The sequence below is a fragment of the Collimonas fungivorans genome (assembly GCF_001584145.1).
In the GTDB taxonomy this organism is placed as follows: Bacteria; Pseudomonadota; Gammaproteobacteria; order Burkholderiales; family Burkholderiaceae_D; genus Collimonas; species Collimonas fungivorans.
The window spans coordinates 2,871,802-2,896,415 of sequence record NZ_CP013232.1 but is presented as its reverse complement, the minus strand read 5'-3'; the positions used below and the strand labels follow the sequence as shown (position 1 = coordinate 2,896,415).

At 58.6% G+C, this 24,614-nt stretch carries 13 protein-coding genes and 1 pseudogene; 11 read left to right on the top strand and 3 right to left on the bottom strand.

All coding sequences use genetic code 11. From position 1 onward, the window contains the following. Positions 1–45 precede the first annotated feature (45 nt). The 5 genes from CFter6_RS12530 to CFter6_RS12500 all read left to right on the top strand — a co-directional run bounded on the left by CFter6_RS12530 (position 46) and on the right by CFter6_RS12500 (position 13,522). A complete protein-coding gene (locus tag CFter6_RS12530) occupies positions 46–465 on the top strand; it encodes a pentapeptide repeat-containing protein (protein ID WP_167351383.1) in 420 nt (139 codons plus the stop codon). A 448-nt stretch (positions 466–913) separates the two neighbouring features. Further along, complete coding sequence (locus CFter6_RS25085) at positions 914–6,649, top strand: RHS repeat domain-containing protein (RefSeq protein WP_167351382.1); 5,736 nt, start codon at positions 914–916, stop codon at positions 6,647–6,649. After that, positions 6,646–12,345 (top strand): RHS repeat-associated core domain-containing protein, encoded by a 5,700-nt coding sequence (locus tag CFter6_RS12510; protein WP_082814736.1) that lies wholly within the window; start codon positions 6,646–6,648, stop codon positions 12,343–12,345. Before CFter6_RS25085 ends, CFter6_RS12510 begins: the two co-directional genes overlap by 4 nt. Continuing rightward, positions 12,342–12,800 carry a hypothetical protein gene (locus tag CFter6_RS12505; RefSeq protein ID WP_061540200.1) on the top strand — a complete coding sequence of 153 codons (459 nt, stop codon included), beginning with the start codon at positions 12,342–12,344 and terminating at the stop codon, positions 12,798–12,800. Before CFter6_RS12510 ends, CFter6_RS12505 begins: the two co-directional genes overlap by 4 nt. Before the next feature lie 338 nt (positions 12,801–13,138). Then, positions 13,139–13,522, top strand: a complete 384-nt coding sequence (locus CFter6_RS12500) for a DUF427 domain-containing protein (RefSeq protein WP_061540199.1) — start codon at positions 13,139–13,141, stop codon at positions 13,520–13,522. Here CFter6_RS12500 and pdxR read toward each other — a convergent pair. Beyond that, positions 13,519–15,003: a MocR-like pyridoxine biosynthesis transcription factor PdxR gene (gene pdxR / locus CFter6_RS12495; protein WP_061540198.1), complete on the bottom strand. Its 1,485-nt coding sequence runs from the start codon at positions 15,001–15,003 to the stop codon at positions 13,519–13,521. The genes CFter6_RS12500 and pdxR overlap by 4 nt on opposite strands. A 123-nt stretch (positions 15,004–15,126) precedes the next feature. Here pdxR and CFter6_RS12490 point away from each other — a divergent pair. The 3 genes and pseudogenes from CFter6_RS12490 to CFter6_RS12480 form a co-directional block, all read left to right on the top strand. Next, positions 15,127–15,846, top strand: a pseudogene (locus tag CFter6_RS12490) (GNAT family N-acetyltransferase); the annotation flags it as partial. A gap of 226 nt (positions 15,847–16,072) precedes the next feature. Further along, on the top strand, positions 16,073–17,695 hold the full coding sequence (gene ggt / locus CFter6_RS12485) for a gamma-glutamyltransferase (protein WP_236904672.1): 1,623 nt from the start codon (positions 16,073–16,075) through the stop codon (positions 17,693–17,695). A gap of 60 nt (positions 17,696–17,755) precedes the next feature. Continuing rightward, positions 17,756–18,973 carry an aspartate aminotransferase type Ic gene (locus CFter6_RS12480; protein WP_061540196.1) on the top strand — a complete coding sequence of 406 codons (1,218 nt, stop codon included), beginning with the start codon at positions 17,756–17,758 and terminating at the stop codon, positions 18,971–18,973. An 11-nt stretch (positions 18,974–18,984) separates the two neighbouring features. Here CFter6_RS12480 and CFter6_RS12475 read toward each other — a convergent pair whose 3' ends face one another. After that, on the bottom strand, positions 18,985–19,548 hold the full coding sequence (locus tag CFter6_RS12475) for a LysR substrate-binding domain-containing protein (RefSeq protein ID WP_257722417.1): 564 nt from the start codon (positions 19,546–19,548) through the stop codon (positions 18,985–18,987). Positions 19,549–19,718: 170 nt separating this feature from the next. Here CFter6_RS12475 and CFter6_RS12470 point away from each other — a divergent pair, with 170 nt between their 5' ends. Both CFter6_RS12470 and CFter6_RS12465 read left to right on the top strand, forming a co-directional pair. Beyond that, positions 19,719–20,750: an MBL fold metallo-hydrolase gene (locus CFter6_RS12470; RefSeq protein WP_061540194.1), complete on the top strand. Its 1,032-nt coding sequence runs from the start codon at positions 19,719–19,721 to the stop codon at positions 20,748–20,750. 289 nt (positions 20,751–21,039) lie between these two features. Then, the gene (locus tag CFter6_RS12465) at positions 21,040–22,233 is read left to right on the top strand and encodes a glycerophosphodiester phosphodiesterase family protein (RefSeq protein ID WP_061540193.1); all 1,194 of its coding nucleotides are present in this window, start codon (positions 21,040–21,042) and stop codon (positions 22,231–22,233) included. A gap of 78 nt (positions 22,234–22,311) precedes the next feature. Here CFter6_RS12465 and CFter6_RS12460 read toward each other — a convergent pair whose 3' ends face one another. Next, entirely contained in the window at positions 22,312–22,947 is a 636-nt protein-coding gene (locus CFter6_RS12460; RefSeq protein ID WP_061540192.1) for a TetR/AcrR family transcriptional regulator, read from the bottom strand. Positions 22,948–23,114: 167 nt separating this feature from the next. Between CFter6_RS12460 and CFter6_RS12455 the strand changes: the two genes are divergently transcribed. Further along, positions 23,115–24,575, top strand: a complete 1,461-nt coding sequence (locus CFter6_RS12455; protein ID WP_082814735.1) for an efflux transporter outer membrane subunit — start codon at positions 23,115–23,117, stop codon at positions 24,573–24,575. Positions 24,576–24,614: the final 39 nt, after the last annotated feature.

Genomic DNA, 24,614 nt, shown 5'->3' with positions numbered 1-24,614 from the left:
CATGTGTTTGTATAATTTTGTAGTTTGTTATTCATGGGAAAAGTTATGAGCATTGCGCATTTTCAAGGCGGTAGTCTGGAAGACTGTAATCTTGATAGAGCTAAGCTATCGGATGCGTATTTCGAGGGGGTAACGATGTTCGGGGCATCATTTTGCAATGCCGATTTAAGCAAATGCGAATTCTATTTGGTGCTTGCCATGGGCGCTTCATTTGAGAGGGCGTTAATGCGTGAGACGAAACTTATTGGTGGGAGTTTCGAAGACGTGAATTTTTCCTATGCTGACTTAACCGGTGCATCCTTCTTAGCTGACAATATGGGAGGAGAGGTAGATTTAAGTGGCGCGGACTTTACCAATGCCAACCTAAATGACACCATTTTTAATGGTGTTCTATATAGCATGCAGACAAAATTCCCAGAAGGATTCTTACCTGGCTCCGCAGGTTTACGATTGAAAAACACATAACCTTTTAGAAGATGTCAGTAAGCAGCTTAAATCCTGACAAATCGGTTTTATCAGAACGTGACAAGAGTGAAATAGTGCGGGATTGGCCGATGTTGCCAGTGAGTTGATACGATAACTCGATGCGAATAATCAAGCGACGACGATTAATAGTGCGACTGATAGCGGAATATTGATTGATTTTTTTACTATCGGTGAAATCACTCTTGGTCAAGATTATTTGAAGAAAAAATTTCTGCGTTGCAAATATTTAACATTTAAATATTTTTTTCATGAGCAATAAAAAACTGTTGTCGACGGGCCATAATATTGCCATGTAGATATATTCATGCTGTAAAGAAGCGACTGCAATCACGGTTTGCTGTCTGCTCGGACTGCCAGTGTTAGCTGAATGTATAAATTATCGACAAGATTGTCGGTAACAATAAAATTGAGTCAGGGAGCAGGGCAGATGGCGAATTCAAACCGCGCGGCGACATGCCGCGTGCAGTACGTTGCGCAAACAGGTTTTTCAGCATGGTCGACGTTCTTGCCGCGTACATTACGACCCTATCTGCTATTCATTCTAGCTTGTGTTCTTAGTTGTACCAGCGCCGCTCATGCCGCCGGCGTGAATTATGTCTATGATGAACTTGGCCGCCTGGTGCAAGTGATTGCCGCCGATGGCGGCAGCACCCAATACGCCTATGATGCGGTTGGCCATATCACTGCGGTCAAGGCCAATACCGTCAATACCCTGGCCATCACCAGTTTTACGCCCACCTCCGGTGCTGCCGGCACCAACGTTACCGTCTTTGGCAGCGGTTTTAGTACAGCCGCAGCATCCAACACCGTCACCATCAACGATATTGCCGCCACCGTGACGGCAGCCAGTGCGACGCAGCTCAGCCTGACGGTGTCTGCAACAGCCACCACTGGCCTGATCAAAGTCAGCAACACGAATGGTAGCGCCACCTCGACCCAGCCATTTACGGTCGGATCGGACTTGTCGACGCCGACTGTTATCAGCTTTACCCCGGCCGTCGGTGCTGCGGGTACGACGGTGACTGTCAACGGGACCAATTTCCAGGCAGGTGCAGGCAAGAGCAAAGCGTACATTGGTAATGTCAGTGGAATCATTACGGCGTTGACAGCCCCAAGCCAGGCTGTCATGACGGTGCCGAACGCTGCACAGTCCGGGAAAGTCACTATACAGACCTCGGCAGGTACCGGCACGAGCACTACAGATTTTTTTGTTGTTCCTTCCAATATTGCGGTGGCTGATGTCGTGGCTACTGGGCGCATCGTCATTGACGGCGATGCGGTAACACCTGCCATTGCCACCGCAGGAAAATATGCCATGTTGCTGTTTGACGGCACTGCGGGTCAGCAACTCAGCCTCGGAATGTCTGCGTATGCGCCTACGCCAAGCGGCTCAGGTTCCGTATCGATCCAGCTCTATGGTCCCACGGGGAGTGTCGTAAGTACCTGTACGCTCTCCGGCGTTGGAAAATGCTCATTTGCTGCCTTACCGCAAACAGGTGCGTATCGAATTTTGTTCTATATCGACAGCAGTCATACAGTAAATATGCAGTTGCTGTTGTCGAGTGCGGTTGCAGGTATTCTCACGCCCAATACTGTGGCGACAACATTTGCAACGACGCGGGTGGGGCAAAGCGCTCGTTATACTTTTAGCGGAGCCGCTGGCGATAATTACACGCTAACTTGGGCTGGCGCCACCTTCGCCGGCTCCTACAATACCCTGAACGTCTACGCGCCAGGCGGCTCACAAATGGTTTCAAAGTATTTCAGCGGCGGCAGCGATTCAACTGGGGCAATACAGCTCAGCAGTTTGTCGCAGAGCGGTACTTATACGGTACTGGTCACTCCGGATAGCGGCGGCATCGGACAGGTTGCGATCCAGTTGTTGTCGCAGGCCACAGGTGTGTTGACGATTAATGGTACGCCACTGCCTCTCAATCAGGCAGTTGGCGTCAGCGGTCATTACACATTTAACGGCACGTTGGGTCAGCACCTTAGTTTAGGTATTTCAAACGTAGTCGTCACGCCGGCCGGACGCTCAGTAAGCTGGTCGGTAATTGCGCCGAACGGCACGACATTGACGACTTGCAGCAATTTTAGTGCAGATAGTAGTTGTACACTACCAGCGCTGCCTGTTGCAGGTGTATACGCGGTGGCGATGGTGCCGCCTGATATAACAACAGCGATACAAGCTACACTGACGTTATCGAGCGAAGCGGGTGGAGTACTGACTCCGAATGCCACGGCGACGCCTTTCGCGACCACGCGTGCAGGGCAGAATGCGCGCTATACCTTCAGTGCCGCGGCCGGAGATAATTACACCTTGATCTGGACCGGCGCCACTTTCAAAGGATCTTATTCATATTTGAATGTCTACGCCCCGGACGGTTCGCAAATTGTCTCTCAGTATTTTAGTGCGGATAATAATCCGGCAGGAAAGATCCAACTCAGCAACCTGCTGCAAACAGGTACTTATTCCGTAGTGGTCGCGCCTTATCTGGGTGGCACCGGGCAGATAGCGATTCAGTTGTTGTCGCCGGCAACAGGAACGTTGACGGTCGACGGTGCGTCGCTGGCACTCAATCAAGCAGCTGGTGTTAGCGGCAGCTACACGTTTAACGGTACGGTCGGACAGCGTCTAGGCTTGGGCATCTCAAATGTTTCTATCACACCAGCCGGGCACTCAGTAAGTTGGTCAATCATTGCGCCTAACGGGGCGACATTGACAACCTGCAACGGATCTTTTACGGCGAACAGCAGTTGTATACTGCCAGCGTTGCCCGCCGCCGGTATCTATACGGTGGCATTGCTACCACCTGATATAGCGACTGCGCTACAAGCCACATTAACATTGTCGAGTGAAGTGGGTGGTATGCTGACACCGAATGCTACGGTGACAAATTTTGCGACGACACGTCCGGGCCAGAACGCCCGTTATACGTTCAATGCGACTGCTGGCGATAACTACAGCTTGACGTGGATCGGTGCAACTTTCAATAATTACAATAATGCTCTGACTGTCTATGCTCCAGACGGTTCACAAATTTCTTCTGCCAATTTCAGCGCGCAAAGCAGTCCGACGGGAGAAGTCCAGCTCAACAACTTGCCCCAGACCGGCATTTATACGGTATTCGTGGCGCCTTATCTCGGTGAAATTGGACAGGTAGCGATTCAATTGCTGTCGCCGGCGGCAGGAACGTTGATTATCGACGGTGCGTCGCTGGCGATTAATCAGGCAGCTGGCGTTAGTGGCCGCTACACGTTTAACGGCACAGTCGGCCAACGCTTAGGCTTAGGTATCTCAGATGTCACCATTACGCCATCCGGAAGCTCCGTCAGCTGGTCGGTAATGGGGCCGAATGGTACGACATTGACCACAAACTGCAGCAGTCTCAATGCCAGCAACAGTTGTACATTACCGCCGTTGCCCGCTACGGGCATCTATACGGTAGCGTTGTTGCCGCAGAGCGTAGCAACTGCGGTGCAAGCTACATTGACGTTGTCGAGCGAAGCGGGCGGAGTGCTGACAGCCAACGCTGCGGCGACAACCTTTACGACAACACGTGCCGGTCAGAACGCCCGTTACACTTTCAGTGCCACGGCTGGCGATAACTATAATCTGGCCTGGAACGGCGCCACCTTCAATGGATCCTTTTCATACTTATATATCTACGCTCCAGACGGTTCGCAAGTCGCTTCCCAATATTTTAGTGCTGGCAATAATCCGACGGGGACACTACAGCTGATTAATTTGGCGCAGACCGGCGTTTTCACGGTACTTGTCGTTCCTTATCGTGGCAGCACAGGCCAGGTATCTTTAGGGCTGATCTTAACGGGAACGACCACTCCGGGATCGGGCACATCGGATGGAACCGTGGTGATCGATGGTGCATCTCTGGCGATCGGTCAGGCTGCGGGCACGATTGGCCACTACACATTTAACGGTACGGTCGGCCAGCATCTTGACTTGGGTATTTCGAATATCACCATTACGCCGGCGGGAAGTTCGGTAAGCTGGTCGGTGATTGCGCCGAATGGCGCGACATTGCTCAATTGCGGCAGTTTCAACGCCAACAGCAATTGTGTATTGCCGCAATTGAATTCCGCTGGTGTGTACACAGTTACGATGACGCCAGGTAGCGGGACTTCCGTGCAAGGTGCGCTCACGTTGTCGAGCGAAGTGAGCGGAGTGCTGACGGCGAATGCCGCGGCGACGACCTTTACAACGGCACGTCCCGGACAGAATGCGCGTTATACCTTCAGCGCCACAGCCGGGGATAATTACACCTTGATTTGGACCGGCGCTACTTTCAAAGGATCTAATTCATATTTGAATGTCTACGCCCCGGACGGCTCGCAAATTATTTCCCAGTATTTTAGTGATAATAATTCGATGGGAAAAATTCAGTTCAGCAATCTTCCGCAGACAGGTGCTTATACCGTAGCTATCGCACCTTATCTGGGTGGCGCCGGACAGGTGGCGATTCAATTGTTGTCCCAGATGACGGGGACATTGGTGGTCGATGGTGCGCCGCTGGCGCTCAGTCAAGTGGCTGGCGTTGGTGGCCGTTACACGTTTAACGGTACTGTTGGTCAACGCCTTGGATTGGGTATATCAGGGATCACGATCACTCCAAGCGGAGGTTCGATTGACTGGTCGGTGATGGCGCCGAACGGCACGACATTGTCTAGCAATTGCAGCAGTTTCAGCAGCAGCAACAGCAACAGCAACAGCAGTTGTACCTTGCCCGCATTGCCTGCCACCGGCGCGTACACAATAGTGCTGTTGCCATCCTCCGTCGCGACTGCATTACAGGCGACATTGACGTTGTCGAGTGAGGTGAGCGGGGTGTTGACAGCCAATGCTGCGGCAACCACCTTTGCGACGACACGTGCGGGCCAGAATGCGCGTTATACCTTCAGTGCCACGGCAGGCGATAACTACAGCCTAGCCTGGACCGGCGCCACCTTCGATGGATCTTATTCATACATATACGTCTATGCGCCCGACGGCTCGCAAGTCGCTTCTTCTTTTTTTGATGCGGCTAATTACCAGATGGGAAAGATTCAACTCAATAATTTGCCACAGACCGGGACTTACACGGTGTTCGTGGTTCCTTATTCGGGCAGGACGGGCCAAGTTGCGTTGCAGTTATTGTCGCCGGCAACAGGAGTGCTTACGGTCGATGGCGCGCCGCTGGCGATTAATCAGATCGCAGGCGGCAACGGGCAATACACGTTCACAGGCGCAGTTGGCCAGCGCCTTGGTTTAGGCGTTGCGAATGTGGTGATTACGCCTTCGGGAGGCTCCGTCGGCTGGTCGGTGATTGCGCCGAATGGCACGACATTGACGAGCAACTGCAGCAGTTTCAGCGCCAACAGCAGTTGTACCTTGCCGGTGTTGCCAGCGACAGGAGTGTACACGCTGGTGCTAACCCCACCCACTGCTACGACTACGGTGCAAGCGACATTGACGTTGTCGAGCGAAGTGACCGGAGTGCTGACGGCGAATGCTGCGGCGACTACGTTTACGGCACGTGCCGGCCAGAATGCGCGTTACACCTTTAGCGCCACGGCTGGTGATAACTACAGCTTGGTATGGACTGGCGCCACTTTCAGCGGAACCTATTCATACCTGTATGTCTATGCACCCGATGGTTCGCAAGTTACCTCCCAATATTTCAGTGTCGACAATAATCCGACAGGAAAAATACAACTCAACAACTTGTCGCAAACCGGCACTTATACGGTGTCCGTTATCCCCTACGCTGGTGGAACAGGCCAGGTTGCACTTCAACTGTTGCCTCCAGCAACGGGGATGCTGACGACCGATGGCGCGAAATTTGGCATCAGTCAGGTGGCGGGCCAAACCGGGATTTATGCCTTTGCCGGGACAATGGGATGGTACTTAAATATCACGCTATCTGGAATTACCACGATCCCGGCAAATTCACCCATCAGTATTTCGCTTATCGGACCAAACGGAGCAATGGTGACAAGTTCAATGACGGCTACGGGAGATGCTACCTGGAATGTACCGGAAGTCACGTCCACGAGTACTGGTTTGCCGTTGACGGGTACATACACCTTGCTAGTTACTCCGGTTAGCGCGGCCACTTCTTTTAGCGGCACGCTTGCTGTCACGCAGTTTGGTTTGAAGCCATGATGGTCGCCATTTTTCCTAAGAACCTTAAAGTCATTTCCCACTCCATGATGGAACGCACCCACGCCATGAAGCACTCGTTACGTACCAAGATGATGCAGGATGCGTCGTCGTTTGTTTCGCGACGGGTTGCCGGCGCCTTGTTGCTGGCGCTGGTTTGTGCAGGGGGGATGCCGGCGGCAGCGGCAGCGGCACCGGCCTTGCCTGTGGCGAGTACGACCGCTACGGCTGCCACGGCAGTTGATGCACTATCGCGGCTGCTGGCAGTACAACCGGTGCTGCTTGCCGGGCAAAGCGCCACGCAGCTGGCGGATGGCCAGTGGCTGGTCATCGGTGGGGCCAGTGCCGGTGCTGCCGGCAACCAGGCCTGGCGGATTGGGGTTGATGGTCAGCGCACGGCCTTGCCGGCGACGCTGCACCTGGCGCGTACGCGCCATAGCGCGACCTTGCTCGCTGATGGCCGTGTGCTGGTGCTGGGCGGCGTAGATGGCCATGGCGGGGTATTGGCGGACGCAGAATTGTTCGATCCGGCGACCGGTTTGTTCACGGACCTTGGCAGCCTGGGCCTGGCAGGGCGTAGCGACCACAGCGCCACGGTGCTGATGGACGGCCGTGTTCTGCTGGCCGGCGGCGTCGATGGCCGCGGCAATCCGATCCGCGACGTGGATATCTACGATCCGTTGTCGCGCAAGATAGAGCGTCTCGCCGCCAAGCTGGGCAGCGACCGTATCGCGCCCATCGCCGTGCTGTTGCCAGACAATCGTGTACTGGTCTGGTCCGGCGCTACGGTGAGCGGGCAGGTGCAATCGACAGCGGAAGCCTACTCACCCGAGAGCGGCCAGTTCGCACCGTTGTCGATGGAGCAGGTGCAGCAGCTTGCCGGCGGCCTGAATCGTAGTGAGGCTCCCGCGGTGCTGGGCCAGGCGCCCGCCAGCGGCACGGCCAACGTGCCGGTGGCGCAACGGGTGGTGCTGCGCTTCTCGCAGAAGATGGCGATCGGCTCGTTCAACAACGCCACCGTCACGCTGATGGGGCCGAATGGCGCAGTAGGCGTGCTGCCGGTGGCTGCCGCCAATGGCGTGCTGCTGTTTGCGACACCGAAACAGGAATTGCTGCCGGCCAGTTCCTATACCTTGTTTGTGCAAGGGGCCACCGATCAGTTTGGCCAGGCCTTGCCGTTGACGGCGGTTGGTTTCAAGACGGTGGCATTGAATACGGCAAGCACTGCTGCCGCCATCGCCCAGGCCACTTTGGTGCAGGGTGCAGCAGCTGCAGGCAACGGCAGCACGGCCTCCGGCGCCAGCAGCGGTCCCGCCAGCAAGGATGCGGCACCGGTGCCGACACCCAAGGCGCCGACCAATGACCTGGTGACGAGCGAAGCGACTGCCGAAGAAGGCGAATTGTGGGTACCTGGCGTGGGCGATCATTACGGCCAGTGGCGACGCGGCGACCGCAATGTCTCGCAGCAGCATCTGCCGAAGAACCTGGCCTTGCGCCGTGTGCTGTACGGCTACCCGGAACTGATGTCGCTGACGCCGGCCGATGTCGCCCTGAAACGGATCCCGAATGTCGAACCGGTAGCGACCGGCGTGACCTCGGTCTCGGGCCAGGTGCTGCGCTTGAATGGCAAACCGCTGGTCAACGCCACGCTCTCGATCGGCGAGCGGCAGGTCAAGACCGACGACAATGGTGAATTTACGCTCTCGCCGGTGCCGTCCGGCCGCCAGATCCTGGTCATTGACGGTGAGTCGGCGACCATCGGCGAACAGCACTATGGCCGCTACGAATATGGGTTTAATGTGGAAGCTGGCAAGCCCAATTTGCTGCCGTTCGTGATCTGGATGTCGCGCCTGAATCCGCAAACGCTGAAGATTGCCTCGCCGACCCAAGGTGACACTGTATTGAGCAACCCGCAAATCCCGGGCCTGGAATTGCGGATTCCGGCCGGTATGGTCATTCGCGACGCCCACGGCAAGATCGTCACTGAAATCAGCATGACTGCGGTGCCGGTCAACCAGCCGCCGTTCCCGCTGCCGCATATCAACGTGCCGGTGTATTTCACAGTGCAGCCGGGTGGCTCGCACTTGGAAGGCATCAATGCCGCCAGCGCCAAAGGTGCGCAAATTGTCTATCCAAACTATCCTCACGCGGCCCCTGGCACACGGATGACGTTCTGGGATTATGACGCGGCCAAACGCGGCTGGTTTGAATACGGCCAGGGTACGGTGACGGCCGACGGCAAGCAGGTGATGCCGGATGCGAATGTGCGCATCTATGAATTTACCGGTGCGATGATCACCACAATGGCACCTTCCACGAATGCGCCATCCGCTGGCCCGAAGGATTGCGGTTGCAAGGCAGCCGATCCGGTCGATACCTATTCGGGCCTGTTCATCAATCATGAAACCGACCTGGCGATCGCCGACATCGTACCGATCCGGGTCAGTCGCAGTTACCGCCAGGCCGATGACGCCAGCCGCGCCTTCGGTATTGGTACGAACCTGTCCTACGACATGTTCCTGACCGGCGGCTACGATACCAGCAAAGACCAGATCCTGCCGTATGCCGCGCTGATCAAGCCGGACGGTGGCCAGATCAATTTCGTCCGTGTTTCGGGCGGCACCGGCTATACCAATGCGGTATTCCAGAGCACATCGGATCCGACCACGGCGTATTACGGCGCCATTGTGAAATGGGATCCCACCTATCCCGGCGCCAGCTGGAGCGTGACGCTTAAAACCGGCGACATCTATTATTTCCCTGGCGTCGGCGACGGCAGCGGCACGGCGCGGCAGGGGGCCATGCTGGCTATGAAGGACCGTTTCGGCAACCTGACGCAACTGGTGCGCACCAACGCAAACCTGACCCAGATCATTTCGCCGAGCGGACGCAATGTGTATCTGACCTATGATGCAAGCAACCGCATCACCCAGGTCAAGGACGACCTGGCGCGCACGGTCGGTTATGCCTACGATGCCAGCGGGCGGTTGATGACAGTGACCGATCCGGCAGGCAAGACCACCCGATATACCTATGGGACGCAGACGCTCGATCCTGCCCACTCCCTGGGCGGCGTCAAGTCCAGCACCAACATGCTGACGGTGACGGACAAGAACGGCAACGTCAAGACCACCAATGTCTTCGATGGCAACGGCCGCCTGAGCAAGCAAACTTATGCGGATGGCCGGTTCTTCCAGTTCAGCTATGTATTGCAATCGTCGCAAACAGGCACCGGGACCAGTACGGCCGGTTTCGATACGGTGCTGCAAACCGACGCCACCGATGAACGCGGTACGGTCACGCGTTATAGCTTCGATACGAATGGGGCTCCGACCAGCGTCATCAGCGCGTTCGGTACGTCCCTTCAGCAAACGGCGAGCAATAACTGGAACAGCACCACACATCTGCTCGACAGCCGCACCGATGCCATGGGCCGGGTGACGGCGTACCAGTATGACCGCCTGGGCAACAAGACGCAGATCACCCAATTGTCGGGTACCAGCAATGCGGTGACGACCAATATCGTGTATGACCTGACGTACAGCCTGCCGACCAGCATCACGGATCCGAACGGCAACAGCACGACGCTGACTTATAGCAACCTGGGCAACCTGATCCAGGCCACGGACGCACTGGGCCATGCGGTGGTGATGACCTACGACAGCAAGGGCCGGCGCACCAGCGTCAAGGATGCGCTGGGCCATGCCACCAGCTTTGCCTATGCCGGCGCTGATCTGCAGGCAGTCACCGATGCCTTGGGACGCACGGTGAGTTCGTACACCGACATCATCGGCCGTACGACCAGCGTGACGGACATGCTGGGCAATCGCACCTATGTGGGCTATGACGATCTGGATCGTGCGACGGCGATCACCAATGCCAAGGGCGGGGCGGCGCAGATCAGCTACGACGGCAACGGCAATGTGCTGAGCCAGGTTGATGAGAACAACAACGCCACCGGCTTCACCTATGATGGCCGGGACCGGATGAACAGCATGACCGATGCGTTGGCGCACAAGGCCACGGCATCGTATGAGGCGGGCGGCAAGGTCAGCCAGAGCATCGATAACAAGGGCCAGATCACCAACAGTACCTACGATGTCTTGGGGCGCCTCACCAGCATCAGCTACGGCGCCAATGCCGGCGGCACGAGTAGTGCCAGCAGCACGGCATTTACCTGGGATAACGGCAACCGGCTCACGCAGGTCGTCGACTCGGTTTCAGGCACGATCACGCGCAGTTATGATCTGCTGGACAGGACACTGAGCGAAACCACGCCGCAAGGGACGGTTACCCGGACATTTGATGCGGGCGGACGGCGCCTGACGCTGACGGTCACCGGCCAGCCGACGATTACATATAGCTACGACGTGGCGGACCGGCTGACGCAGATCCAGCAGGCCGCCGGCAGCAGCAACGGCAATGTGGTGCAAACCACCGGTTATAGCTACGACAACGCCAACCGCCTGACCCAGCGCATCTATCCGAATGGCATCCATGCCGGCTATAGCTATGACAATGGCAACCAGCTGACCGGGATCACGTACACCAAGGCGGATGGTTCAGCGATCGGCGATTTGAGCTACACCTACGACACGGTGGGACGCCGTACCGGCGTTGGTGGATCGCTGGCGCAAACCAATCCCGGCACGCCGGTGAGCACGACCAGTTTTAATGCAGCGAACCAGTTGACGACGTTTGGTGCGCAGACGCTGACGTACGATGCGAACGGCAATCTGACCAGCGACGGTACCAATACCTATACCTGGGATGCACGGAACCAGCTGCAGAGCATAGGCGGCGGCAATACGGCGAGTTTCCAGTACGACGCGTTTGGACGGCGGGTAGGCAAGACGATCGGCACAACCTCGACCGGGTATCTGTATGACGGCATCAACTTTGTGCAGGAGAAGAGCGGCACCGGCAGCGGCGCCGGGGTGACGGCCAATCTGATCGTCGAGCCCGGGGTTGACAATGTGCTGACGCGGCAAAGCACTGCGGGCAATCATACGATGTTGACCGATGCGCTGGGCAGCGTCATTCTGGCGACGGACGCGACGCAGGCGACGGTGACGAGTTACAGCTACGATGCCTATGGCAATACGATACAGCTTGGGACTAACGACAACAGCCAGCAGTACACGGGGCGGGAGAATGATGCGATCGGGTTGTATTATTACCGGGCACGGTATTACTCACCGGCTTGGGGACGGTTTGTATCGCAGGACCCAATTGGATGGAATGCCGGACAAACCAATGGATATTCCTATGTCGGGGGAAATCCGATTTCGAGGGTTGATCCGTTTGGCCTACGCGGCTTCATGCCAGGTTATCAAGCAGGCGGAAATCCCCTTTTTGACGATGGAACAAGTTGCGGGCCACTATTTCCAACTCCTATAGTTGATGACAATGGTTGCTTTTCAACAGGCAATGGACCGAGTATTTGTATTGGGCCAGCCGCTATAACAGGTGTTAGAACAGCAGCCGTAAACCTGGCCGAACAGCTAGCAATGGAGGCCGCGCAAAGTGGACTCGGGCAAAGAATAATGCAGGGATTAATTAACGACGCACGTTACCCAGAGGAAATTTGGGCGAAAATGCAATATGTTCAAACAAATTTGACTACAGGCGAAAATATCACTATTCATTATTGGCAAAATTTGGTGAACGGTATTCGAGAAGGATTTAAATTTAAATGAATAAAACATTTGATTTGTTGCAAATTGAGGCAATGTGGGTGCTGGGAATGCTCCCGAGTGCAGAGTTGCCAAAACTTGCGAGGTCCGCACTTACTGATGGCTTCGAGTCTGAGGTGATTTTACAATTAGCTATCTGTTCTCCAAATGAGACCGAACAAATTCAGAAATTTTTTAAACAAATTCTGAAAAACGGTGGTGGCGGTGCAATGTCGAAGATTGAAGCTTTGAGGCATTACGCAAAGCAGATTTCGTCCTCGATTTTGTCCGATAAAATTTCACCATTAGACGGTGCAAATTTAATTTGGCGAGCGACCATTAATGCTCAAGACCGAGAATTCCACGAGCTTGATAGTTTTATCTATGCTGCGAGCGAAATGGAAGAGCGACCAGATGACAAACAGTTTTTTGATAATGCAATTAGAGAAGAGGCTCAACGTTGGGTTAAAGAAATATAGAGCTTTCACCTGTATCAGAAGAAACGCAATTGAGGATGAGGGCGAGATAGATTTTTCTGCTTAGGCTCAAGGCTGGAGAATAACCATTCGATCCGACCAAGGTGGGACGCGGAATCCTGAGGCTAGGCGCTGCGGACAATCCGCCGGCGCATTTGCTGTTCGGAACGGATGCCTTGCGCCTCGTGCGCGACAAGCTCAGCGTGCAGCAGTCCACGAAATAGACCAGTGGGAAGAGTTGTCTCGCTAGACCGATTTCCACTAGCTCGAACGGTTCATTCAGGTGCGTGATATCTTGTCCGATACACGTTTAACGCAAGCCACAGGAAAGGACTAGCGCCATGACTGAGAAGCCGATAAAGATCCCGGGCCCGGATCATCCGATCACAGTGACGCCAAACCCGGCGTGGATCCGCGTCACCGTCGCCGGACGCATCATTGCCGAAACCAGCAATGCGCTGACGCTGCGCGAGGCGGCGTATCCAGGGGTGCAGTACATTCCGCGCCAGGATGTCGACATGTCCCAGCTGGAGTCGAGCACTCACACCACCTACTGTCCCTACAAGGGCGAATGTTCTTATTACAGCATTCCCGGCGGCGGCGACCGTACCGTGAACAGCGTCTGGAGTTATGAGGCGCCGTATGCAGCCGTAGCCGAGATCAAGGACCACCTGGCGTTTTACCCCGACCGCGTCGACGCCATAGAAGAACTGCCGGCGAGTTAAGCGATTTCCGCGGCACGCGCCAGCTGCGACAGGCGCCGCACCAGGGGTTCGAACAGTTCGGCGGAGGTGTTGCCATAGCCGAGCACCAGGCCATTGTCTTCCGGCCTTGGCTGCAGCGCGAAACCCGACAGCGGGGAGGGCGCGATGCCGTAACGGCGGGCGGCCTCGGCGATCTTGCGGTCCGGATATTGGGCCGGCAGCCGTACCGTCAGGTGCAAGCCGCAGTGGCCGCCTTCAATGGTGTGCGGCACCTGCATATGCTGGGCCATGGCTTGCCGCAGCGCCTGCTGGCGGTCGCGGTACAGGCGTCGCATGCGGCCCAGGTGCCGGCCGAACTGGCCGCTTTCGATAAACTCGGCCAGCGCCAGCTGTTCGTAGCGGTGGCCGCCGCGCAGTATTTCCTCCAGCGGCGTCTGCAATTGAGGCAGCAGCGCTGCCGGCAGCACCAGGAATCCCAGCCGCAGCGACGGGAACATGGTCTTGCTGAATGTCCCCACATACAGCACCGGCGCCTGCGCAACCAGTCCCTGCATGGCGCCGATGGATTCGCCTGCATGACGGAATTCGCTGTCGTAGTCGTCTTCGATGATCCAGGCGCCATGGCGACGCGCTTGCGCAATCAGCTCCAGGCGCCGGGCCACAGTCAGCACGGCGCCTGCCGGGTATTGATGCGAAGGCGTGGTGTAGATCAGGCGCGGCGGCCAGTGCGGTGGCGGGGATTTCCAGTCACTTTCGGCCACGATTACGCCGTCGCTGTCGACGCGCAGCGGCGCGATGTGCAGGTCGCCCGCATGCATCGCCGCCTTTGCGCCGCGATAACCCGGATCCTCGACCCAGGCGGTATCGCCGGGATTGGTCAACAAACGCACGCACAACGCCAGCGCTTCCTGCGCGCCTTCGGTAATGATGACCTGGGCCGGATCGCAGCGCACGCCGCGGGCGACTCCAAGGTGACGAGCGATGGCGGCGCGCAGCGCCGGTTCGCCCAGCGGATCGCCATAACCCAGGGCCGACGGCCCGCTGCGGCGGATCGCGCGGTCGACGACGCGGCGCCAGGCCGCCAGTGGAAAATGAGACAAGGCCGGCACGCCCGGCCGCAATGTCGCGCTGGCGTCGCTGCGCGGCGCACTGGGCTGGATGTGCCTCAGGCGCAGTGCGGTGGCCGGCGCCGGCGGCGTGTTGCGCTCGGCGCGCGGCGGTGGGCGCGAGAGCGTCGCCACCCGGGTGCCCTGGCGGTCCGGTTCGACATAACCTTCCGCGGCAAGCAGGTCATAAGCGGCCGTCACCGTGTTGCGCGAGATCGACAGCGCTTCGGCCAAGGCGCGCGAGCCGGGCAAACGGCTGCCGGGCGCCAGCCGGCCATCGAGGATGGTTTCCTTGATACGATGGTGCAACTGGCGCTGCATCGGCGCCGCGCCGCTGTGTTTCAGCAGCGGCGCTTCGAGCAAGGCTTGCGGCAAGAGGGCTGGGATGGTCGTCATGGGCAAGATGTGCCTGGTGGCACCATGAAATATATATGATGTGGCTCTTTTTCCGGTGCCACGAAAAGCCTACTTTAGCACATGCCCAGTGCATGACCGGCCTCATCGAACAAGGAAACTTCTATGCCCAGCACTTTGAATCCCTACCAGCAGCCAATCGGCGCAGCATTGCCTGAATGGAGCGCGCGCGCGCGTCCGCCGCACAACGCCGCCATCGAAGGACGCTACTGCCGCCTCGAGCCGCTGGACGCGGAACGCCACGCCGCCGCCCTGTATGCCGCCTACAGCCAGGCGGAAGATGGCCGCGACTGGACCTATATGTCGGTCGGCCCGTTCGCCGACGCCGCCAGCTACCGCAAGCATGCCGAACAGGCAGCCGCCAGCGCCGATCCTTTGCACTATGCGGTGATCGAGCTGAAGACGGGAAACGCGGTCGGCACCTTGTCCCTGATGCGGATCGACCCGGCTAACGGCGTCGTCGAGGTCGGCTTTGTGGCGTTTTCGCCCTTGCTGAAACGCACGCCGGTTTCCACCGAGGCCCAGTATCTGCTGATGAAGCACGCCTTCGATCAGCTCGGTTACCGGCGCTACGAATGGAAATGCGACAGCCTGAACGCTCCGTCGCGCCAGGCCGCTGCGCGCCTCGGTTTCCAGTTCGAGGGCATATTCCGCCAGGCCACCGTCTACAAGGGGCGTTCGCGCGATACGGCGTGGTTCTCCATCATCGACAGCGAGTGGCCCGAGCTGCGCAGCGCTTTTGAAAAATGGCTGGCGCCGGAAAATTTCGATGGGCAAGGGCGGCAGCGCGCATCGTTGACAGCGCTGCGCAAGGTTGAGTCGGCGACAGCTTAGTTTCTGCTATTTCCGGCTTATCCACTATAGAATGTTGTGCACGGTCCTGGCGTCGTCCGGCCGCCAGGCCGCAGCCAGCAACGTCCCTTTCCTCAGCACTGGAGACCCGCACATGAAATCCAATCCCCTGGCCAAGTCGCTGCTTGCAACGGCATTCGCCCTTTGTTTTGCCTGCGCGCAAGCCGCTTCGCTAGCGCCGGCCGCTGCCGAAAACGGCATGGTGGTCACGGCCCAGCACCTGGCTACCCGCGTCGGCGTCGATGTGCTGAAGGACGGCGGCAATGCCGTCGATGCAGCCGTGGCGGTCGGTTATGCGCTGGCGGTGGTGTACCCGGCCGCAGGCAATATCGGCGGCGGCGGTTTCATGACCATCCAGCTGGCCGATGGCCGCAAGACCTTCCTCGATTTCCGCGAAAAAGCGCCGCTGGCGGCCACCGCCAACATGTATCTGGACAAGAACGGCAACGTGGTCCCTAATCTCAGCACCAAGGGCCACCTGGCGGTCGGCGTGCCGGGCACGGTGTCCGGCATGGAACTGGCGTTGAGCAAATACGGCACAATGAAACGCGCGGCGGTGATTGCGCCGGCCATCAAGTACGCCGAAGACGGTTTTGTGCTGGACCAGGGCGACGTCGACATGCTGGAGACCACGACCGAAGTTTTCAGGAAAGATGCGGCCGGCTCGGGCGCCATTTTCCTGAACAAAGGCGAGCCGTTCCGCGTCGGCCAGAAGCTGGTGCAAAAGGACCTGGCAAAGACCTTGCGTGAAATCAGCGCCAAGGGCAGCGACGGTTTCTACAAGGGCTGGGTGGCGCAAGCCATCGTCGTCTCCAGCCAGGCCGGCAGGGGCATCATCACCCAGCCCGATCTCGACCAGTACAAAACCCGCGAACTGGCGCCGGTCGAATGCGATTACCGCGGCTACCACGTAGTCTCGGCGCCGCCTCCCAGCTCGGGCGGCGTGGTCATCTGCGAGATCATGAACATCCTCGAGGGTTATCCGATGCAAAACCTCGGCTTCCGCTCTGCGCAGGCGATGCATTACCAGATCGAAGCCATGCGCCATGCCTATGTCGACCGCAACAGCTACCTGGGCGATCCCGACTACGTGAAGAACCCGCTGGCCCGCCTGCTCGACAAAGGCTATGCGACCAAGATCCGCAGCGCCATCGATCCGCACAAGGCCGGCGTATCGCAGGACATCAAACCTGGGGTCGAGCCGCATGAAGGCAGCAATACGACGCATTATTCGATCGTCGACAAATGGGGCAACGCGGTGTCGGTGACTTACACCCTGAACGACTGGTTCGGCGCCGGCGTCATGGCCAGCAAGACCGGCATCATGCTCAATGACGAGATGGACGACTTCACGGCCAAGATCGGCGTGCCCAACATGTACGGCCTGGTGCAGGGCGAAGCGAACGCCATCGCTCCCGGCAAGCGTCCGCTGTCGTCGATGAGCCCGACCATCGTCACCAAGGACGGCAAGACCGTGATGGTGGTTGGCACGCCCGGCGGCAGCCGCATCATCACGGCGACCCTGCTGACCATGCTCAACGTGATCGACTACGGCATGAACATCCAGGAAGCAGTCGATGCGCCGCGCTTCCACCAGCAGTGGCTGCCGGAGGCGACCAATCTCGAACCGTTCACCCTCAGCCCCGACACCCAGAAAATCCTTGAAGGCTGGGGCCAGAAATTCACCGTGCCGCAACCGTTCAACCATGTCGCCGCGATCCTGGTCGGGGCGCCGTCGCTGGGCGGCAAGCCGGTAGGCAAGAACCGTTTCTACGGCGCCAACGATCCGCGCCGCAACTCGGGGCTTGCACTGGGTTATTGATTGACTTATTGATTAATTAACGCGCAGCCCCGCCAGGGGCTGCTTCTGCAGGATGGAGCAATGATTTCACAAGATATTCAAGCGCAATACGATGCATTCAAGCAGCTCGGCCTCAAGCTCGACATGTCGCGCGGCAAGCCGGCTCCGGAACAGCTGGACCTGTCCAGCGCCTTGCTGCAGCAGCTCGACGGTTTTACCGCGGTGGACGGCACCGACACCCGTAACTACGGCATCGCCAGCGGCCTGCCGGAAGCACGCGCCTTGTTCGCCAGCCTGCTCGATGTGCCTGCCGGACAAGTGGTAGTGGACGGCAACGCCAGCCTGGCGCTGATGCACGACGCCATCGTGTTTTGCCTGCTGTACGGGATTGCCGGCCAAACGCCCTGGAGCCAACAGCAGCCGGTGACTTTCCTGTGCCCGGTGCCAGGCTACGACCGCCATTTCTCGATCTGCCAGTCGCTCGGCATCAAGATGGTCAGCGTGCCGCTGAACGACGATGGCCCGGACATGGAACTGGTTGAAAGACTGGTTGCCGCCGACGCCAGCATCAAGGGCATGTGGTGCGTGCCCAAATACAGCAATCCTTCCGGCAGCATCTATTCAGCCGAGGTAGTGCAACGCCTGGCCGCCATGAGAACTGCGGCGCCGGACTTCCTGCTGCTGTGGGACGACGCTTACCGCCTGCATCACCTGAGCGAGCAGAAGCACAGCACCATCAATGTGCTGGAAGCCTGCGAACACGCCGGCAATCCGGACCGCGCCATCGTGTTTGCCTCGACTTCCAAGATCACGCTGGCAGGTTCCGGCCTGGCCGCTTTGGCCTCATCCGCCGCCAACATAGCCTGGTGGCAGCGCAACAGCTCGGTGCGCACCATCGGTCCGGACAAGGTCAACCAGTTGCGCCATGTGCGTTTTCTGAAAGACCGGGCCAATGTCGAAGCGTTGATGGAGCGCCACCGCCTGCTGCTGAAACCGAAGTTCGACGCCGTGCTGGCGCAATTCGACGCCTACCTTGGCGAGAACGAAGGGGTGTCCTGGACCCGGCCGCACGGCGGCTATTTCATCGATCTAGTCACGCCGCCGGGCTGTGCCAAACGGACTATCGCGCTGGCGAAAGAACTGGGCATCACGCTGACGTCTGCCGGCGCCGCTTTTCCCTACGGGAATGACGTCGAGGACCGCCATATCCGCATCGCTCCCAGTTTCCCGTCGCTGGACGAGATCTCGCAAGCGGCCAAGGGGATTGCGCTGGCGCTGAGGGTTGCCATCGCGGGATAGGGCGGGCGCTGCTACAGGGAAGTCGCGCGGGCCTCGGAACGGCCAAGGGTAAAGGGGAGTGGCGGCGGTTCCGGCATCTCCAGGATCAATTGGCCGAACTCGCAGGCTGCCTGGGTCTTGCCGCTGCCGCTCCAAATCAGGGAGAAATCGGCGCTGGGCAAGGGCGGCAAGCCGTACTGGCCATCGACGATTTTCATGCCGGGCTCGAGGTCGTCGCGCGTCAACACCGTCACCGCCAGCCCGCCCAGTACGGCTGCGCGCAAGCCTTGCTGGCTGGGCGAGGTGAATACCACGTGCCATTCCAGCGCAGTACGGTCCAATTCCACGACGCCGGCCTGGCGGTAGATGCATGGTGCTGGAAAGAACGCCAGCGGCAGCGAAGCGCCAGGCGTTATCTCGGAATTTTCCGCCGCCACCCAAGCCAGCCGGGTGCGCCGCAATACCGTGCCGGTCTCGCTGCGGGGCAGGGATATCACTACTGCCCGGTCGAGTTCATCCGCCGCAATCATTGCCGGCAAATCGAGATTCATGCTGACGTGCACTTCAAGCCGGACCGCCGGGAAGGCGCGCGCGATACGGAATCCCTGTAAACCGCCGCAATTTGCCAGGCTGTTTGGCGCCAGTTACAAATTATTTGCACTAATAAGTTTACTTTTATCTCGTTTAAACTACACTGTGTAGTGTAAATATTCCTCGCCACCGCAAGGAATCTTCGACCAATCACAGTAGCAACAGGATAAACGGCATGGCAAGCGAAACGCTCACAACTCTCGATACCACAATTCCCCCAAAGTCATCGCAGCGGCGCGACGGCAAGTTCAGGAACCAGCTTCCCAAGCACAAGAACGGCTTATGGAAGACCTTGCAAATCATTTGGCGATTTGCCGTCCACAAGCCGGCCGGCACGGTGCCCGCCAAGCCCATCCCGGTGCAGGCGATCAGCCGCGAACAGCTGCTGGCGGCGCCGGACCGTTCGCTGTTCCGCCTCGGACATTCCACCATGCTGCTGAAGCTGCGCGGCGAATTCTGGCTGACCGATCCGGTGTTTTCCGAACGCGCTTCTCCATTTCAGTGGATCGGCCCCAAGCGCTTCCATCAGCCGCCGATCGGCATTGCCGAGCTGCCGCCGATCAAGGGCGTGATCCTGTCGCATGACCATTACGACCATCTGGACCATGCCGCCATCCTGCAGCTGGCCGGCAAGGTGGAGCATTTCCTGACGCCGCTGGGAGTAGGGGATACGCTGGTCAAATGGGGCGTGCCGGCGCACAAGATACAGCAGCTGGACTGGTGGCAAACCACCATGGTAAGCGGCCTGCAGCTGGTGGCCACGCCGGCGCGCCACTTTTCAGGGCGCGGCCTGAGCGACGGCAACCGTACTTTATGGGCATCCTGGGTAATACTGGATGACGACCTGCGGCTATTCTTCAGCGGCGACAGCGGCTATTTCGGCGGCTTCAAGGAAATCGGCGACCGTTACGGCCCATTCGACCTGACCATGATAGAAACCGGGGCCTACAACCTTGACTGGCCGGATGTGCACATGCAGCCTGAGCAGACCTTGCAGGCCCACCTGGACCTGGGCGGCAAGCATCTGCTGCCGGTGCATAACGGCACTTTCGACCTCGCTTTGCACGTCTGGCAAGACCCGTTCGAGCGCATCGTCGCGCTGGCCGAACAGCATGGAGTGCCGGTCAGCACGCCGCTGATGGGCGAGCAGCTCAGCCTCGCCGAGCCGCAGGCAGGGCGTCGCTGGTGGCGGGAGCAAGTGGCCTGAGCGAGACCGGACACCAACGAAGTTAAAGTGAAATATTAGAAGTAAAATATTTAAAGTAATGGATTAGATATTTTAAGTAATTACATGATTTGTATATAAAATTAAAATAGCTTATCGATTAAATACTCTTCCAGGCAGTCATTTCACCCATCGGTATGGGTATGGATCTTGCTCGCATTCCCAGGCAAAGTTATGTCCGAACCAGACATATATCTTGCAACGCGCAGACATTGTGCAATAGTCGCTGTGCCGTTCCAGACACTTTCCCTGAACAACCTGCAGGAGCTATATGAAATACGTACTGACAGCTTCATTGTTTGCCGCGGCCGCACTGGCTGCGGGCTGCGCCAGCCAGCCGGCGCCCGGCGCCAAGGCGCATTATCCCGGCCTCAAGACGCTCGATGGCAATCCGCCGCTGGTCATCGGCCACCGCGGGCTGGCTGGCCTGTATCCGGAAGAAATCATTGCCGGTTACCAGGCAGCCATCGCCGCCGGCACCGACTCGCTGGAGATGGACCTGATGTCGTCGAGCGACGGTGTGCTGTTCGTCTGCCACAACCCGTTCCTGAGCGACACCACCGATGTCGCCAGTCATCCTGAATTCGCGTCGCGCAAGAAATCGCGCACGGTCGACGGCGTAGCCGTGGCGCCGGACTGGTATATCAGCGATTTCACGGCGGCCGAACTGAAGACCCTGCGCGTCAAGCAGCCGATCGCCGTCCGCAGCCACCAGTACGACGGCATGTACCCGATGGCGACGTTCCAGGAAGTCATCGACTTCGCTAAAGCGACGCGTGCTGCAAACCCCAGCAGCACCCTGACGATCTATCCGGAAACCAAGAACCCGATCTACCAGCGCGCGCTGGGCGTGCCGCTGGAAGAAAAACTGCTCGCGATGCTGATCAAGGAAGGCTGGAACACCCATGATTCCCCAGTGTTTGTGCAGTCGTTCGAGCCGGAAAGCCTGAAGCTGATGCGCCGCCTCGGCCTGAAAACCAAGGTAGTCCAGTTGATGGACGGCGACGGCACCGATTTCAAGACCGGCGCCATGACTTACGGCTCGCCGGACACCGCCAAGCCTTTTTCCTGGCTGCAAAAAGGCGATCCGCGCACCTTCGCGGCAATGGCGACGCCTGAAGGCCTGGCTGAAATCAAGACCTATGCCGACGGCATCGGTCCATGGAAACTTTACATACTGCCGCCGCAGGGCGTGGATGCCGCCGGCAATGCCGTGAAGAAGCTGTCGGATGCATCCAACATGGCGCCGACAAATCTGATCCCCGATGCACACCGGCTGGGCTTGTTCGTGCATCCGTTCACCTACCGCGACGAACCGGCGCGCCTGACGCGCACTTACGGCGGCGACCCGAAGGCGGAGTACAAGGCTTATTTCGAGCTGGGCGTGGATGGCGTGTTCACCGACTTCACCCCGACTGCCAGGGCAGCGCTGAACGAATGGCTGGCGATAAAGCAAGCCAGGTAATCCAGGTATTTGGTAGGGTGGGCACGGTTTTTGTGCCCACGCTGTTGATGCGCTTGAGTAAACGCCATCCCCCGGGCTCTATTTTTCTTTACTGGAGCCCGGCGTCAGGAAACGCTTGATCAGCGTGCTCAGCATTTCCAGTTTCTTTTTCATGTCGAGCTCGGGGTCGCGCATCGTCATGTTGCCGACGCCTTCCATTGCGCCTAGCAAGATGGCGGCAGCCAAGTCCGGATCCAGTGCCTGGTCGATCTGCCCGCGTTTCTGCGCCGTTTCCAGCAGGGTAGCCAGCATCCCACGTATTTTCGCTGAGTGTTTGTTGACAATTTCCGCCATGGCGGGGTTACGGCCGGCTTCGGCCAGCATGTCCACGTGCAGCTGTTTTTTTGCGCGCATGTCGATCTGATGCTGCTGCGCAGTGCAGCTCTGGGTGTTGGCTTGCTCGATCTCCGCGATCAGGCCTTCGATTGGGTTTTCGCTTTTCATCAGGTGGTTGAAGCGTTCTTCCGCATGCTCGAGGCCGGTTGCGGCCATGGCCTCGATGATGGCTTCCTTGCTGGCGAAGTAGTGATAAAGGTGGCCGGCGCTGATTTTCGCCTCAGAGCAGATGCTGGAAATGCTGGCGCCGCGGAAGCCGTCCTTGGCAAAGCAGCGGCCTGCGGCTTCGAGGATGTCGCGCCGCTTTTGCTCATGTTTTACCGGGTCGATTTTGCGCATGGCGCCTCCTTAAAACCAAAAAGATACAAAATAGAGCGATCAATCTAACATAAATTGACGGCGGCTCATTCCTGCATATAATAGATAGAATGCTCGATCTATTAAATAATGTCAGTCGGACAAAACCTGTCGGGCTCCGAATAAAGCGGGAATGAATCGAAACGGATATGCAGAAAATGAGAATGTTTGCCGCCGCCGCGGCAGTTGCCATGCTCCTGAGCGCATGCGCAACCCAGCCCGCCTATACGCCGCCCAAGGCGCCGGTTCCTGCCGATTGGGAAAATACTCCGCATCCCGGAAAAGCAAGCGCAGTGGCGGCGAGCGGACAGTGGTGGACACAGTTGGGCGACCAGGCCATAGACAGCCTGATCGCATCGGCGTTTGCCGACAATCCGACGCTGGCCCAGGCGGCTGCCAGGGTCGACCAGGCCAAGGCCGCTGCCGGCGTAGCCAATGCCCAGCGTTTGCCTGCGGTTAACGGCAACGCCAGCGCCACCCGCGCGCAGACACAGAACACCCTGGGCGTCGGCGGCGGCTCTACCACCATGCTTGAGAGTTCGTCGTCTGTCGGCGCTGATTTCAGCTGGGAAATCGACCTGTGGGGACGCATTCGCGAGTCCGTAACCGCTGCACAGCGGCGCCTGGATGCGCGCACGGCGGATGCCCAGGGCGCCCGCCTGTCGCTGGCGGCGCAAGTCGCCAACAACAGTCTTTCCCTGCGCGCCTGTGCTTATTCGCTGCAGGTGCGCGATGCCGACATCGCATCTCGCGAAACCGAACTGGTCCTCACCCGCAAGCGGCGTGCAGTCGGTTATATCGCACCCTCGGCGGAATTCAGCGCGCTGACCAACCTGGCTAACGCCCGCACCGCGCGCATCAGCCAGCAAGAGCAGTGCACCCGCAGCGTCGATGCGCTGGTGGCGCTGACCGGGCAGCCGGCGGCAGCAGTGCGCCGCCTGTTATTGCCGGCCGCAGCCAGTGCCGATCCGCAGGAAAGCAGCGCGATCCTGGATGATGTCGCGAACGTTATGCCGACCCCGCCTGCGATGCAGCCGGCGCTGCCGGCGACGGTGCTGCGCGACCATCCGAGCCTGGTATCGGCCGAGCGTTCGCTGGCCGCGGCCTGGTCGGATATCGGCGTGGCGCGCGCACAGCGGCTGCCGACCATCAGCCTCAGTGCAATGCTGTCGGGGCAATGGCTGCGCGCCGTCGGCAATTCGGTCAGTTTCACCAGCTGGTCGGCCGGGCCGGGATTGAGCGTTCCTTTGTTCGACGGCGGCGCCGGCGCGGCCAATGTAGATGCCGCCACCGGCCGCTACCAGGAAGCAGCCGCCACATTGCAGTCGACTTTACGCACCGTGGTGCAGAACGTGGAGGATGCGCTGGCCTTCCAGACTTCGGCCGAGGAACGTGTGAAATCTTCGCAGGACGCGGTCGACGCCGCCCAGCTCAGTTTCCGCGCCAGCCAGGCGCAGTGGCGGGCCGGGGCCATCAGCATGTTCGAGCTGGAAGATATCCGGCGCCAGCGCCAGACCGCCGAAGAAAACTTCATTGCCGCCAAACGCGACCAGGGCCAGGCCTGGATCAGCCTGATGCAGGCGACCGGACAAATCGATAGCCCGGGCTGATACCGCACGCGGACGCCATCACAACCATACGATAGCAAT